The sequence below is a fragment of the Pseudomonas kitaguniensis genome (assembly GCF_009296165.1).
Lineage (GTDB): Bacteria > Pseudomonadota > Gammaproteobacteria > Pseudomonadales > Pseudomonadaceae > Aquipseudomonas > Aquipseudomonas kitaguniensis.
Window position 1 is genome coordinate 1 of sequence record NZ_VUAZ01000003.1, and the last position, 13,943, is coordinate 13,943.

Consider the following 13,943-nt stretch of genomic DNA (forward strand, 5'->3'; position numbering starts at 1 on the left):
GGCTGGGGGGTTGGGGCGGCGCGATGTTGTTGTCGTTTGGCATTGAGTGCCTGTTTCGCTTGATCGACTGGGTAGTGTTGGGCGGCAAGCGCCTGCGCCAGAGCCGGCCGATTGAAGAGCGTGACCTTAAAGGCCTCTAAAGACCGCCACAGCTCTACTTTAAATGTGGGAGCGGGCTTGCTCGCGACTGCGGTGTGTCAGATAAGTATTTTCAACGGATGCACCGAAATCGCGAGCAAGCCCGCTCCCACAGAAAGCAAACCTGCGGTGTTTTAACGACTCAGGACGCTGCGGTTCGCCACAGTCGCGCAATATCCGCAGCGCGCTCACGCAGCAAGCGCGGTGCTTCAGTGCATGCCTGTTGCAGGCTCATCGGGCCGGAGGGCAAGGCAAATGCGGCGTGCACACCGTGCGCGTACATCTGTTCGTAGCCATCGCCCAAGGTGCCAGCAATCACAATCACCGGTACAGCGTGGCGTTGAGCAATGCACGCCACACCAAACGGCGTCTTGCCGCGCAGCGTTTGAGCGTCGAAACGCCCTTCACCGGTGATCACCAGGTCTGCACCGCGTATGGCCTGATCCAGCCCAACCAGTTCGGCAACCACCTCCACCCCGGCGCGAAACTGCGCGTCAAGAAATGCCTTGGCAGCAAACCCCAATCCCCCGGCGGCACCACTGCCTGGCTCATCGCGTACCTCTTTGAAGAGCACTTCAGCGCAGTGATCGGCGAAGTGGCCGAGGGCTGCGTCGAGTTGCTCAACCTGCTGCGGATTAGCGCCTTTTTGCGGACCGAAAATCGCCGAAGCACCCTGCGGGCCGCACAGCGGGTTGTTCACATCGGCGGCGATTTCAAAGCGCACGCGGGCCAGGCGTGGGTCCATGTGTTCAAGGCTGATGCGCGCCAAGCCGGCCAACGCCAGCCCGCCGGGTGCCAGACTCTGGTCGTCGGCATCCAATAATTGCACGCCAAGCGCCTGCATCGCCCCCGCGCCAGCGTCATTGGTCGCACTGCCGCCAATCGCCAGGATGATACGTTGAGCGCCAACATCGAGGGCGGCGCGGATCAACTCACCCGTGCCATAGGTGCTACTGGAGCAGGCGTCGCGCTTATCCGGCGCGACCCGTTGCAAGCCACTGGCCTCGGCCATCTCGATGATCGCCGTATGGCTGTCGGCCAGCCAGCCCCAGCGCGCCTCCAGCGTGCCGCCCAACGGGCCTTGAACTGTATGGCTCCGCCATTCGCCCTGGCAGGCGGCGAGCACCGATTCCACCGTACCTTCACCGCCGTCCGCCATCGGGCACTCGATCAATTGTGCATCTGGCCACACCTGCGCCAACCCTTCGGCGATAGCCTGGGCGACGCCTTCGGCACTCAGGCTGTCCTTGAACGAGTCGGGGGCGATGATGATTTTCATGGGCTTTCTCCGGTTTTTATAACGCCCATGCTGCCAGTTGGTTGCGGCAATAACGCCGGTCCAATGCACAACTGCCAGCGAGGTTTGTTGTTCATTCCGACAAAACCTGCGGCAGTAACTGCACACCGAGGTACAGCGCGAGCATGCCGTCGAGGGTCAACGGGTCGACGCCACTCAGCTCGGCAATCCTTTCCATGCGGTAACGCAGGCTGTTGCGGTGGATGCCCAACGCGTCCGCACACGCTTGGCTTTGGCCGTCGTGTTCGCACCAACTGCGCAGCGTCGCTTGCAATTGCCCATTGCTGTCCTTGGCCAACACCTTGCGCAAGGGGCTGAGCAACTCATCCAGGGCATCGTCGTTGCGATGACGCCAAAGCATGACGGGCAAGCGGTAGCGAGTGAGCGTGAGCAGGCGTGAGTGGGGCAACACATCGCGCCCGTAGGCCAGCAAGTCACCGACACGCCGGTAACAGCGGCGTAAGCCTGCCAAGCCGTCGGCCTGCCCGCCGACGGCTACGCGCAAGATGTTCCAGCCCAGCCCCTGGAGTTTTTCCAGCAATTTGGGGTTGTCCACCGCTACCGCAGCGGGCCGGCACCACAACAGCGAGAATTGCGCGGAGCTGACACACCAACTGTCCGGGTAACGGCTGGTCAGCCACGCGCTTAACGCCTCTGCCGACTGGCCCACGCCCAGTTCAAACAGGTACGGTGTACGCGGCATTTGCGGTTTAAGCCCGAGTTGCCGGGCCTCATCGACCAGGCGCGGCGAATCGCCGGTTTCCGCCAGCAACAAGGCCAGCAGGTCATCGCAACGCTGGCGCCGCCATTGCTGCTCGGCTTGCTGATGGCGATGGCTGACGAGCATTTCGGCGGTCATGCGCACCAGCTCAGCGTACGTGCGCAACAGCTCGGGTTCGCCGGTAATGCCGAGCACGCCGATCAAGCGTTGATCGTGCATCAGCGGCAGGTTGATGCCCGGTTGCACACCTTTAAGGTGCTTGGCGGTTTGCCCGTCAATCTCCACCACGCGCCCGTTGGCCAGCACCAATTGCGCGCCTTCATGGCGGGTGTTGATGCGCTCCGGCTCGCCACTGCCGAGAATCAGCCCCTGACTGTCCATGACGTTGACGTTATAGGGCAGGATGGCCATGGTGCGATCGACAATATCCTGCGCCAGGTCATGATCCAGCTCGAACATGGGGCTAACTTCCTTGAAAGGCGTGGTTGGTCATAGGCACAGCGCAAAGCCTGCTTGACTGTGCGCAAGCACAAAGACAGCAGCCCGCCGGGTGGCCGAGACTCGTTAGGCGATCAACGTTACCCTCGCGTCGCAAAAAATCATAATAAAGAGAGAATGCCATGTCACAGAGCGCCGCTGCCCCACTGGCCACCGATCACGATAAAAACGCCATCTACAAGCGCGTTACCCTGCGCCTGATCCCCTTCATTTTCATCTGCTACCTGTTCAACTACCTTGACCGGGTGAACGTTGGCTTCGCCAAGTTGCAGATGCTCGATGCATTGAAATTCAGTGAAACGGTGTACGGCCTCGGCGCCGGGATCTTCTTTATCGGCTACGTGCTGTGCGGCGTGCCGAGCAACCTGGCGCTGACTAAATTCGGCCCGCGGCGCTGGATCGCGCTGATGATGATCGTGTGGGGCACGCTGTCGACCTGCCTGCTGTTCGTCACCACGCCGACGCATTTCTACACCCTGCGTTTGTTCACCGGTGCCGCTGAAGCCGGCTTCTTCCCTGGCGTGGTGCTGTACCTTTCGCAATGGTTCCCGACCTTTCGCCGTGGGCGGATCATGGCGTTGTTCATGTCGGCGATCCCGGTGTCCGGTTTGCTCGGCAGCCCGTTTTCCGGCTGGATTCTCACCCATTTCGCGGCTGGCCAAGGTGGTTTGGCGGGCTGGCAATGGATGTTTTTGCTGCAAGGCATTCCGACTGTGATCCTCGGCGCGCTTGCGTACTTCCTGCTCAGCGACAGCTTTGCTCACGCCAAGTGGCTCAAACCCCACGAGCGCGCGGTGCTGGAGGCTGACCAGGCGACGGATTTGGCGAACAAACCCAAAACCACCACCGACTCGTTGGCCGAGGTGTTCAAGAACCCGGCGATCTGGGCGTTCGGCCTGATTTACTTCTGTATCCAGAGCGGTGTGTACGCGATCAACTTTTGGCTGCCGTCGATCATCAAGAACCTCGGGTTCAGCGATAACCTGGTGATTGGCTGGCTCAGCGCGATTCCTTATCTGCTGGCGGCGGTGTTTATGTTGCTGGTCGGGCGCTCGGCTGATTTGCGCAAAGAGCGACGCTGGCATTTGGTGGTGCCGATGTTGATGGGCGCTGTCGGTTTGGTGATCGCGGTGAACTTTGCAACGACGCCGGCGATTGCGATTCTGGGCTTGACCATTGCCACGATGGGCGCGCTCACCGGCTTGCCGATGTTCTGGCCGGTGCCGACCGCGATGCTGAGTGCCGGCGCGGCGGCGGGTGGTTTGGCGTTGATTAACTCGATGGGCCAGATGGCGGGTTTTCTCAGCCCGTATATCGTCGGGTTTGTGAAAGATGCCACCGGCTCGACCGACATTGCGTTGTACTTGCTGGCAGCCGTTATCGTCGCCGGCAGCGTGCTCGCGCTGCGCATGACGCGCACCCTTAAAGCCTGACACGCTGATCGCGCGCTGATCGTTCCCACGCTCGTTTAAGCAAGGTGTTGAAATCGCGGGGATATGAGGCGCGTCACCTCGAGCAATTCCTGAGCAGTGTGCTCGGTGCACTGATGTTGGAAAACGGCGAACCGCGGCTTGAAACCTTCACTGAAGCGCTTTTGCTCAAGGGCCAGGCGCACCGAAGCGAAGGTGTGGCCAGATCGGTGGGAAAAGTGTCGCACGGGCTCGCTGCGCTGGAGATTTTGGACTGGCATCTGGCTCGCGCGTGAGCAACCTGGGGTTAGCTCCCCTGTTGATTGGAGCCTGTCGACCTGCGCCGCGTATATTGCAGCGGTTGATCGAATGACCGTCGGTGAATGGGCTCTGGCGTCGGGGCGTGGAACCAAGCTCAGGAGGCTTGGCCTACCGATCGCGCCCAATTCAAAAGGTTGATTTTTGGGCGCCATGCGCCGCTATCATTTTGTATACTCGGTGCCCGCAGAAACTGAGTACAACACCGGACCTTTCAATACGGTGTTATCCCTATGTCTTGTAACGGGTTTCTAAAAGACGCCTTAAAAACGTTGTATCTAATGCTTTTTCACTACTCATAAAGACGCTAAGTACCTCGTCATAGCTACCACGGCTCCAGATATGTTCCTTTAACCAGTCAAACGCAGGGCGTATGTTGCCACTGCAGAAATCGCTTGAATAGTCTTGGTGAACGGCGGTGAACTGGTGAAATAGATGTGCAGCGTAGACTTGACCTAAGACATAACAAGGAAAATACCCAAAAAGACCGAGAGACCAATGAATATCTTGCATGCAACCAAGCCGAAGATCGTTGCCCGGAGATAGCCCCAAATAATCAACACTTAATATGTTCCAACATTCTGGAAGATCAGATACTTCAATTTCGCCGTTTATTAGTTTCAGTTCTAGCTCAAAGCGCAAAATTATATGGAGAATATAAGATACCTCATCCGCCTCTATTCTTATAAGTCCAAGGCGAGTTTGGTTGTAGTAGAAGTTAAGTTCATCAGCTGAAATCGGAAATTGGTGCTTGTCCGATAAAGTTCTCGATAAGTAAGTCAAGAATGCGGGATGCCGGCCGATCATATTTTCGAAAAAAAGGCTCTGAGACTCATGCACGCCTACTGAGCGAGGCAGGTTGATCGGGTGCCCACGGGGGAAGGTCGGCAGGTTCTGTTCATAACATGCATGCCCCGTTTCATGGATGACCTCAAGCAGCCCATCAAGAACCGAAGAGTCTTTTTTTAGTATGAGCCGTGTATCCTCAGGCACGCCGGCACAAAACGGATGCTCTCCAAAATCTATCCGACCTCTGGTGAGGTCAAACCCAAAAACACATGAAATATTTAAGAAAAGCTTTTCCCTGTCATCGATCGTAAGAAGTCGGCGCTGAGCGGCTGCTGTCGAAGCGGGTTTAGAGTTGGCGAGAATATCAATTGCCCATACCTTCAACTCCTCAAAAGCAGGCTTTAGTTGAGCGATGCGAAGGCCAGGCTCATGAATATCCAGCAAACTGTCGTAAAGCTCCAAGCCGGTAGCCTCTGCGCGATGCTGGGCTTCTAATCGGATGACCTCAACAACAGCTGATAAAGCTGGAGCATAACTCTCCCAATCATTCCTCGATCTACAATCAGCCCACAGACTCTCAGCTCTGGACGTTGCTCGGGTCTTGCGGTCCTGCAGTTCAGCGGGTACCGCAAGATGACAGCGAAGGTACCGATCTACCTCCCTAAGGCACGACTGGTCGCGTGTTGCCGCACATCGAAGTGCAGCAGGCAAATCGCACGACTCCATCAACTCGACCAGATTATCTCGACGCAAAGCGTTTAGGGTTGCCACCGACTGAGTTCGCGCAGCTAGTGACGCAGCTTTCACATGAAGTGATTGATCCCACTCGGCTAGCCTCACCGCATGGCGTAACTGGTAATCTTTCTCAAAGTGCTGGTTGATTCGTCCAATGACTTCATCAGAATTAGTCATGTTGTCTCCCGATGGGTCCGTGAAAGCCATGCAGGCCGCAAGATATTCACGATTAATGCACTTATAAGAATGAAAATAAAACCAATAATTGTACTGGCTGAAGGTTTTTCGCCAAAATAGGTCATGGCTAATACAACAGAAATGATAGGTGAAAATAAAGTCGCGTAGCTTGCGTATTCGGCACTTTGAAGCTTGATTAGATAGAACCAGATATAAAAAACGACCGCACCGCCAAAAATCCCCATAAATAAAATCGACGCAGCAGCAGACAATGACAAGTTTCCAGAAAACTCGATGATTTCGGTGGGCCAATCTAAAAATAGCGGGGACACCAAGAAGACGCAAAAGCAACCGAAGGTTACCTGCCAAAATACTTTCACCCGGAAATCTATATCAGTCTCTAATCGCTGTGCGATTATGGAGCCGACCGACCAAGAGACGGCGCTTGACAGGATGATTAAGTGGCTTGAAGAAAATTGAAAGCTTCCGATAATCAACCAGACTCCTATTGAGCAGAACGTCAGCGAAGCAATAGAGAAACTATTGAATTTCCGATTGAGTATCATCACAAAAAAAGAGGTAAAGCAAGGCATTGTATAGATTAGAGAAGTTGAATCGGAAATACTCAGGCGCTCCAATGCTATATTGTTTAAAATTGGGACAAGGAAAACATTTGGAACTGCGATAATGAAAAGCTTTAGATAAAGCATAGCGTCTAAAGTTATGCTGAGATCATTCACGGGTTTCCAAAATATTGCGTAGAGGAAAAGAACACTGATAAAAGCGCATGCTAATCGGAATGGCCAAGCGCCCAGAGCCTGAACACCTATTTTGGACACCGGCAAGCCAGCGCCCCAAATCAGGGCCATGACTGCTATAAGAAGCAAACTTTTTTGAAATGGCGACATTATCAAATTAACCATAACGAGCAATGAGGGCGATCCGGTTTTGAGCGGGAGGCGCCGTTACCATCGATACAAAATGCGGGACTTTTCGCTGCGAAGTATCGAATACAAATAGTCGACCATAAGAAGGCGTTAAGGTGTCATGAACTGAGGATCGTGTTTCGTTCAAAATAAAAGTTAACCCGCCGAAATTCAGGTTCCACTGCGACGTGAGGTTTAATGCTATTCCGAGATTTGAGCCTGGATCACAATGAGTTGTTAAGAAATCACCTTGATCGAAACGATTAATGTAGCGAACTTCCATCGCTCCGATTGATCGCCCCGAGAGCATCGACAATAAGCTCAGGAAGTCTTCTCTCATAAGATAATCGTCGAAGAGTTTCATAGCTGGATGAATCGGCACACCCTCTAACGCTGTCAATCGCCGAAAACTAAAAGCAAAACCTCCTTCGTGGTAAACTTTAAGTGCGTCGGCTTTAACGTGTTTTAAGCGTAAGGGCGACACACTGTACGGCAGATCAACTTCTTCAGTAGAATTGCGGATGATGTAGGTCCAATCTTGTTCCTCGATACCATCGCACGCGTTTTTACACCCGCGCACAAGATCCGGGAAACATGAAGAAAGATCGATTGAACAATAACCGTATTCTCTAAAAGACCTTGATGCTTTATTCATGTTCGAAAACGGTCTCCTCTCGTTTATTTAGAGTTTGCATTGATAGATAAATCCTCTTTCCTACTACCGCTGGTCGATCGTAGCCAGTAATGCACTTAACGATTTGATCACATGCCAACCCAGCCATTGCTGACAAAGAGGGCGCACTTTGCCAGGCGTTAACAGTCCGATCTCCATCCAAAAAATTGTGTTTCAGCCGAGCCCGCTGGAATTTCTCAATAGTGGGTTTGTTACTGTAATAAGTTTGTCGCGCAGATTGCTTTACATCTTCGAAAGATTCGTGCGACCCATCATTTAGGAATAATGGCCCAATGGATATTTCAAGCGGGTCTCCTCCTAGTTCCATTACCGGAATTCCACGCTCCTTAGCCAGGGTGTGGATCATTTCCTCCGGTGTGTGCTTTCGGTAATAACCCAAGCTTGCCCATGCAAGCACGATGAAATCCACACCCTCTAACAGCTTGCTAATTTGCTTTGGATCTGGGGCAGCAAACTCACAAAATGTTTCTACTTTTACATTAGGGTTATACTCGTAAATTCTTTCTTTGGCCGCTATAACTTTTTCTTTTCCAACATCTGAAGTTGTGTAAAGTACTTGTCGATTTATGTTGGATAATTCGACATCATCACCGTCAACCAAGCGCAGCTTTCCAATACCGGCCAGTGCGAGCAACAGAGAGCACCACGTTCCCCAGCCTCCCATGCCAAACATAACGACAGTGCTGGACTTTAGGCGCTCCTGATAAACTTGAGAATGGACATGCGCCTTATCTATGAGCGAGAATTGCAGCATTTGCCGATCGTATCGCTCGACTTCTTCGCTGGTCAATGCACTGGAAAAATACGCATTATCTTCCAGCAGATTCATCTCATGAAGCGTTGCAATAAAACCAGTGAGATCATCCTCTGTCACCTCAACACCCTGGTGCCCTAATTCTTTGGCAATACGCGGTACTGTGCGGGTGCCATCCAATTTCTCAAGAACCTCTTTCACCCAATCTGGCGGTGCAACAATGATCTTGGATACCCCCGGGATCTCTCCGATGCAAATATCACCGTCCTCAGCCCGTATGATGTGATGTGATCGCTTAATGATAGGCTTGGTGTTGGTATTCATATTAGGCTCGCAGTTATGTTTGCCACAAAGAAAGGGGCTGCAGTAAGCAACCCCTCACCGAGAACCGTAACTGAATTAAATTTCCAGCTCGACCTCTTCGCCTTCAGAATACATAGCCTTCTCCTCGGAGATGGCCGATACGCGCTCTTCAAGTTCTTCGAATTGTACGTTTTGCATGATTCACCTCAATGGTTTTCAGGTTAATTTCATTCAAAAATACGTTCAAATGCTGCGTTTTGTAACGCGTAAATATTTATAGAGTACGGGCCGGTGCTTCGCGCCTCTATTTTGCTTCATATTATTTCTATGGCCTCTAGGACCTGTTGCGGTTTTGCGCTAACCGATTGATTTGTAGGTGCAAGCTCGTATCGTTGAAGCCCTGACCGGGCCAACAGCACCTGGTATTTTCGCCAGGGCGCGCTGTTGCAGGAGGTCGAGGTGACGGGCGATTACCTCAGCGACGACGGTAAAATTTTTGGGCTCTGGGCGCTGGCGGGCCACGGTATCGCCTACAAACCCAACCTGGATGTCGCCCGTGATATTCAGGCCGGGCGGCTGGTGCCGCTGTTGCCCGATTGGCAAGGCGAGCCCACGCCGTTCAACCTGATGTGCCCTCACCGCCTGCAAGTGTCGGAACGGGTGAAAGTGCTGCATCGCGTCCTGCAGCAGCGTTGTCAGAGCTTGCTGAACATATGAAGAAACGCGCGCAGGGCTTGTTCCAGAGCCCTTGAGTCTGGTATTGCATGACTCACGTTTGCCTGCCTTAAGGAGCTTTGCATGATTTACCGCACATTGGGCCAGTCCGGCTTGCAGGTCAGCGCGCTGACCTTGGGCACCATGATGTTTGGCGAACAGACCAGCACTGAAGACTCGCTGCGCATCATCGACAAGGCCTGGGACCAGGGCATCAATTTTATCGACACCGCCGACGTGTATACCGGCGGGCGCTCCGAGGAAATCGTCGGCGAGGCCATCGCCCGCCACCGCGAGGATTGGGTGCTGGCGTCCAAAGTGGCGATTGGCCCTACCGACGGCCTGCCCAACCGCAGCGGCCTGAGCCGCAAGCGCCTGTTCAATGCGCTGGAAGCCAGCCTTGCGCGCCTCGACACCGACTACCTGGACATCTACTACCTGCACCGTGAAGACCACAACACGCCGCTGGAAGTCACGGTGTCGGCGATTGGCGACCTGATCCGCCAAGGCAAGATTCGCTACTGGGGCTTGTCCAACTATCGCGGCTGGCGCATCGCCGAAGTGATTCGCGTGGCTGAACGCTTGGGCGTAGACAAACCGATTATCAGCCAGCCGCTGTACAACATCGTCAACCGCCAGGCGGAGGTCGAGCAAATTACCGCAGCCGCCGCTTACGGCTTGGGCGTGGTGCCGTATAGCCCGCTCGCGCGAGGCGTACTCAGCGGTAAATACGCGCCCGACGTCGCACCCGAGCCTGGCAGCCGTGCGGCGCGCCAGGACAAACGCATTCTGGAAACCGAATGGCGCATGGAATCGCTGCGCATCGCCCAGCAGATTCAGCAGTACACACAAGGGCGTGGCGTGGGGATTGTCGAGTTTGCGATTGCCTGGGTGCTGAATAATTCGGCGGTGAGCTCGGCGATTGTCGGGCCGCGTACCGAGGCGCAGTGGGATGCCTACACCGGGGCGCTGGAGGTAAACATCAGCGCTGAGGATGAAGCGTTTATCGACTCGCTGGTCACGCCGGGCCATTCCTCCACACCGGGGTTTAATGACGTCAGCCATTTTGTCTCGGGTCGAGTTGCCCGTTAGTCAGCGATCAACCTCGCGTCTGTGGAGAGCCGGCTCTCCACAGAATTTGCCCAAAAAGCGCAAACGTGTCCCGCTAAAAGCACCATAATCCCTCGCTGAAATTCCCCTGCTTGTTTATCAATTGGTTTTCGCGAGGACAGTGTGTCTAAAGGTGTTGTTTTATCGGTGTTGGCCTCGGTGTTGTTTGCCGTGATGTATTACTTCACCTCGTTGCTCACGCCCTTGAGCGGTCTGGAGATTTTCGGTTGGCGCATGCTGCTCACCGTGCCGTGCATGAGCGTATTCATGCTGGTCAGCGGCGAATGGCGGCGCGTGTGGGAGCTGCTGCGGCTGTTGGCGAACCGGCCGCGGTTGATCGGCGGCGTGCTGCTGTCGTCAGCCTTGGTGGGCACGCAGTTGTGGTTGTTTATGTGGGCGCCGCTGAATGGGCGCAGCCTTGAGGTGTCGTTGGGCTACTTTCTGTTGCCATTGACCATGGTGCTGACGGGCCGCCTGGTGTACGGCGAGCGCCTGTCGCGCTTGCAGCAGATAGCCGTATTTTTTGCAGCGCTCGGCGTATTGAATGAGCTGTACCAGGCTGGCGGATTCTCTTGGGCGACGCTGGTGGTGATCATTGGTTACCCGGTTTATTTTGTGGTGCGCAAATACTTGACCACCGATCACTTGGGCGGCCTGTGGCTGGACATGGCGTTGATGCTGCCGGTGGCGTGGTGGTTTGTGCAGAGCGGTGAACAGGGCTATGCGGTATTTGATGCCCACGCGAAGTTGTATGCGCTGATTCCGTTGTTGGGTTTGATCAGTGCCTCGGCGTTGGTGAGCTACATCGTTGCCAGCCGGTTGTTGCCCTTCAGCCTGTTCGGGTTGCTGAGCTATGTGGAGCCGGTGTTGCTGCTGGGGGTGGCGCTATTGCTGGGCGAAGGCATCAAGCCTGGGCAATGGCTGACCTACATCCCGATCTGGCTGGCGGTGTTGGTACTGGTGTATGAAGGCTTCAAGCACCTGATGCGCCAACGCAGGGCCTGATGCGCAGGCGATAAAAAGCCCGGCCGCAATGATGCGCGGCCGGGCTGTTTTGGGTCAGTCGGCGGTCAATACACCGCGACGTACCTGGTCACGCTCGATCGACTCGAACAGTGCCTTGAAGTTGCCCTCGCCGAACCCGTCATCGCCTTTGCGCTGGATGAATTCGAAGAACACCGGGCCCATCAGGGTTTCCGAGAAGATCTGCAGCAGCAGGCGCCTGTCGCCTTCGATTGAAGAACCGTCGAGCAGAATGCCCCGCGCTTGCAGTTGGTCCACCGGCTCAGCGTGATTCGGCAGGCGGCCTTCGAGCATTTCATAGTAAGTCGCAGGCGGCGCGGTCATGAAGCGCATGCCGATGTTTTTCAGTGCGTCCCACGTTTTGATCAGGTCGTCGGTGAGGAACGCTACGTGCTGGATGCCCTCGCCGTTGAACTGCATCAGGAACTCTTCGATCTGGCCTGCGCCCTTGGACGATTCTTCGTTCAGCGGGATACGGATCATGCCATCCGGCGCGCTCATGGCCTTGGAGGTCAGGCCGGTGTACTCGCCCTTGATGTCGAAGTAACGCGCTTCACGGAAGTTGAACAGCTTCTCGTAGAAGTTGGCCCAGTAAGCCATGCGCCCGCGATACACGTTATGGGTCAGGTGGTCGATAACCTTGAGGCCCGCACCGACCGGGTTGCGCTCCACGCCTTCGACGAACACGAAGTCGATGTCATAGATCGAGCTGCCTTCACCGAAACGGTCAATCAGGTACAACGGCGCGCCGCCGATGCCCTTGATCGCCGGCAGGTTGAGTTCCATCGGGCCGGTTTCGATATGGATCGGCTGGGCGCCGAGTTCCAAGGCACGGTTATAGGCCTGTTGCGAGTCTTTGACGCGGAACGCCATGCCACACACCGACGGGCCGTGTTCGGCGGCAAAGTAGGCCGCGAGGCTGCCGGGCTGGTTATTGAGGATCAGGTTGATCTCGCCCTGGCGGTACAGGTGCACGTTCTTGGAGCGGTGGCTGGCAACTTTGGTGAAGCCCATGATCTCGAAGATCGGCTCCAGAATGCCAGGGGTTGGCGATGCGAATTCGATAAATTCAAAGCCCATCAGGCCCATTGGGTTTGCGTATTGGTCGGCCATTTTCGGCACCTCATCATTCTTGTCATTAACAGATCGTCATGTGCGAGCAAGGATGAGGTCGCAGGGCGGTGCACACGAGAGCCCGCGCACGCTGCGGGCGAGGAAGTCACCGAAGATAAGGGGGGAGCCGAGTAGCTTCATGGTTACATCAGTCTCTGACGGCCGAGGCTTGCGTGAGCGCAAGTCATATTCTTGTATGCGTAAACCGATTCTACACAGCGTAACCGTGTTTGTAAGCCCTCTTATCAAAGCCCCAATGGCTTGGGCTGCGCAAGGGGTTTGTTGCACAGATAAATGCCGAGCAGGATCACCGCCCCGCCCAACAGCATCGGCAGGCTGAGGTGCTCGCCGAGCAGTAGCGCGCCACAGACTACCGCCGTCAGCGGGTTAAGCGCGATGAATACGCCAGCACGGGTGGCGCCGATCCGGCGAATGCCGTCGTACCAGGCGATATAGGCCAGTGCCGAACCGACCACGCCGAGGTAGAGCAAGCTCAGCAGTTGCGGCCAGTGCAGCGCACTCACAGCGCTCACGCTGAGTTTGCCGGTGACGAGCGTGGTGGCCGTCAGCATCGCCGTGCCCAGGATTATCGACCAGGTTACCGTCTGCAATGGCCCCAGGCTGTGGTTCAGACCACGCGAACACACGGAGTACACGCCCCACCCCAGCACGCAGCCGAGAATCAGCAGGTCGCCGACCCAGGCAGTGTCGGCGCCCTGCAACAACTGCGGGTTACGGCTGACAATCACCGCCCCCGCGCCGCCGAGGCATAAGGCAATGCCCAGGCATTTGGCTGCGCCGAGACGCTCCTTGAACAACAGCCACGACGCCAGGCCGATGACCGCCGGGTTCAAGGCCACAATCAGCGAAGCTCGCGACGCATTGATGTAATGCAGGCCGTAAAAGAAGCACACGTTGTAAAAAAAGATGCCGAAAAAACCCAGGATTGCCAATTGCAAACATTCGCCTGCGCGGGGACGAACCAGGCGCACGCGTGTAAAAGCCATGAACATCAGCAGCGCTACGCTTGCCAGTACAAAGCGCATTGTTGCCGCCAGCAGCGGGTCAACGTCGGCCGCCAGGTAGCGGCCAGCCACGAAGGTGGTGCCCCAAATCATGCTGACAGCGGCGAGCTTCAGGTAGGTCAGGCGGTCGGCGGAAGGCATCATCAGTGGCGCTCTGTGCGGATCAGGATTGGGGTATCCTGCAAGTAATGACCCATCA

12 protein-coding genes and 3 pseudogenes are annotated in these 13,943 nt (G+C 55.4%); 6 read left to right on the forward strand and 9 right to left on the reverse strand.

From position 1 onward, the window contains the following. Positions 1-140, forward strand: a pseudogene (locus F0169_RS00160) (DUF2937 family protein); the annotation flags it as partial. Positions 141-280: 140 nt separating this feature from the next. On the opposite strand, the gene F0169_RS00165 reads toward F0169_RS00160, so the two are convergent. Both F0169_RS00165 and F0169_RS00170 read right to left on the reverse strand, forming a co-directional pair. Further along, entirely contained in the window at positions 281-1,417 is a 1,137-nt protein-coding gene (locus F0169_RS00165; protein WP_152745075.1) for a glycerate kinase, read from the reverse strand. 91 nt (positions 1,418-1,508) lie between these two features. Then, complete coding sequence (locus F0169_RS00170; RefSeq protein WP_122251322.1) at positions 1,509-2,615, reverse strand: sugar diacid recognition domain-containing protein; 1,107 nt, start codon at positions 2,613-2,615, stop codon at positions 1,509-1,511. Positions 2,616-2,776: 161 nt separating this feature from the next. On the opposite strand from F0169_RS00170, the gene F0169_RS00175 reads away from it, so the two are divergent. Both F0169_RS00175 and F0169_RS28110 read left to right on the forward strand, forming a co-directional pair. Further along, positions 2,777-4,087, forward strand: a complete 1,311-nt coding sequence (locus tag F0169_RS00175) for an MFS transporter (protein ID WP_152745076.1) — start codon at positions 2,777-2,779, stop codon at positions 4,085-4,087. A gap of 32 nt (positions 4,088-4,119) precedes the next feature. Beyond that, a pseudogene (locus F0169_RS28110) lies at positions 4,120-4,519 on the forward strand (tyrosine-type recombinase/integrase); the annotation flags it as partial. 93 nt (positions 4,520-4,612) lie between these two features. Here the strand turns inward: F0169_RS28110 and F0169_RS00185 are convergent. From F0169_RS00185 to F0169_RS00205, 5 genes are all read right to left on the reverse strand, one after another. Then, entirely contained in the window at positions 4,613-6,082 is a 1,470-nt protein-coding gene (locus F0169_RS00185; RefSeq protein ID WP_172979277.1) for a carboxypeptidase M32, read from the reverse strand. Continuing rightward, the gene (locus F0169_RS00190) at positions 6,079-6,990 is read right to left on the reverse strand and encodes a DMT family transporter (protein ID WP_172979278.1); all 912 of its coding nucleotides are present in this window, start codon (positions 6,988-6,990) and stop codon (positions 6,079-6,081) included. Before F0169_RS00190 ends, F0169_RS00185 begins: the two co-directional genes overlap by 4 nt. A 7-nt stretch (positions 6,991-6,997) precedes the next feature. After that, positions 6,998-7,663 (reverse strand): 2OG-Fe(II) oxygenase, encoded by a 666-nt coding sequence (locus tag F0169_RS00195; protein WP_152745079.1) that lies wholly within the window; start codon positions 7,661-7,663, stop codon positions 6,998-7,000. Continuing rightward, positions 7,656-8,780: a ThiF family adenylyltransferase gene (locus tag F0169_RS00200; protein ID WP_152745080.1), complete on the reverse strand. Its 1,125-nt coding sequence runs from the start codon at positions 8,778-8,780 to the stop codon at positions 7,656-7,658. Before F0169_RS00200 ends, F0169_RS00195 begins: the two co-directional genes overlap by 8 nt. A 75-nt stretch (positions 8,781-8,855) precedes the next feature. Then, entirely contained in the window at positions 8,856-8,957 is a 102-nt protein-coding gene (locus F0169_RS00205; RefSeq protein ID WP_152745081.1) for a pantocin A family RiPP, read from the reverse strand. A gap of 207 nt (positions 8,958-9,164) precedes the next feature. Between F0169_RS00205 and F0169_RS00210 the strand changes: the two are divergent. The 3 genes and pseudogenes from F0169_RS00210 to rarD form a co-directional block, all read left to right on the forward strand. Continuing rightward, positions 9,165-9,476: pseudogene (locus F0169_RS00210) on the forward strand (LysR substrate-binding domain-containing protein); the annotation flags it as partial. 81 nt (positions 9,477-9,557) lie between these two features. After that, complete coding sequence (locus tag F0169_RS00215; protein WP_152745082.1) at positions 9,558-10,565, forward strand: aldo/keto reductase; 1,008 nt, start codon at positions 9,558-9,560, stop codon at positions 10,563-10,565. A 141-nt stretch (positions 10,566-10,706) separates the two neighbouring features. Further along, a complete protein-coding gene (gene rarD / locus F0169_RS00220; RefSeq protein ID WP_172979279.1) occupies positions 10,707-11,588 on the forward strand; it encodes an EamA family transporter RarD in 882 nt (293 codons plus the stop codon). Positions 11,589-11,642: 54 nt separating this feature from the next. Here the strand turns inward: rarD and hppD are convergent, their stop codons facing one another. After that, a complete protein-coding gene (gene hppD, locus F0169_RS00225; RefSeq protein ID WP_058413985.1) occupies positions 11,643-12,719 on the reverse strand; it encodes a 4-hydroxyphenylpyruvate dioxygenase in 1,077 nt (358 codons plus the stop codon). Positions 12,720-12,964: 245 nt separating this feature from the next. Continuing rightward, positions 12,965-13,888, reverse strand: a complete 924-nt coding sequence (locus F0169_RS00230; protein WP_152745083.1) for a DMT family transporter — start codon at positions 13,886-13,888, stop codon at positions 12,965-12,967. Positions 13,889-13,943: the final 55 nt, after the last annotated feature.

What these genes read in the sequence shown, in the direction of transcription:
- F0169_RS00165 (WP_152745075.1), bottom strand. Translation starts at nt 1,417, where the DNA reads ATGAAAATCATCATCGCCCCCGACTCGTTCAAGGACAGCCTGAGTGCC.
- F0169_RS00170 (WP_122251322.1), bottom strand. Translation starts at nt 2,615, where the DNA reads ATGTTCGAGCTGGATCATGACCTGGCGCAGGATATTGTCGATCGCACC.
- F0169_RS00175 (WP_152745076.1), top strand. Translation starts at nt 2,777, where the DNA reads ATGTCACAGAGCGCCGCTGCCCCACTGGCCACCGATCACGATAAAAAC.
- F0169_RS00185 (WP_172979277.1), bottom strand. Translation starts at nt 6,082, where the DNA reads ATGACTAATTCTGATGAAGTCATTGGACGAATCAACCAGCACTTTGAG.
- F0169_RS00190 (WP_172979278.1), bottom strand. Translation starts at nt 6,990, where the DNA reads ATGTCGCCATTTCAAAAAAGTTTGCTTCTTATAGCAGTCATGGCCCTG.
- F0169_RS00195 (WP_152745079.1), bottom strand. Translation starts at nt 7,663, where the DNA reads ATGAATAAAGCATCAAGGTCTTTTAGAGAATACGGTTATTGTTCAATC.
- F0169_RS00200 (WP_152745080.1), bottom strand. Translation starts at nt 8,780, where the DNA reads ATGAATACCAACACCAAGCCTATCATTAAGCGATCACATCACATCATA.
- F0169_RS00205 (WP_152745081.1), bottom strand. Translation starts at nt 8,957, where the DNA reads ATGCAAAACGTACAATTCGAAGAACTTGAAGAGCGCGTATCGGCCATC.
- F0169_RS00215 (WP_152745082.1), top strand. Translation starts at nt 9,558, where the DNA reads ATGATTTACCGCACATTGGGCCAGTCCGGCTTGCAGGTCAGCGCGCTG.
- hppD (WP_058413985.1), bottom strand. Translation starts at nt 12,719, where the DNA reads ATGGCCGACCAATACGCAAACCCAATGGGCCTGATGGGCTTTGAATTT.
- F0169_RS00230 (WP_152745083.1), bottom strand. Translation starts at nt 13,888, where the DNA reads ATGATGCCTTCCGCCGACCGCCTGACCTACCTGAAGCTCGCCGCTGTC.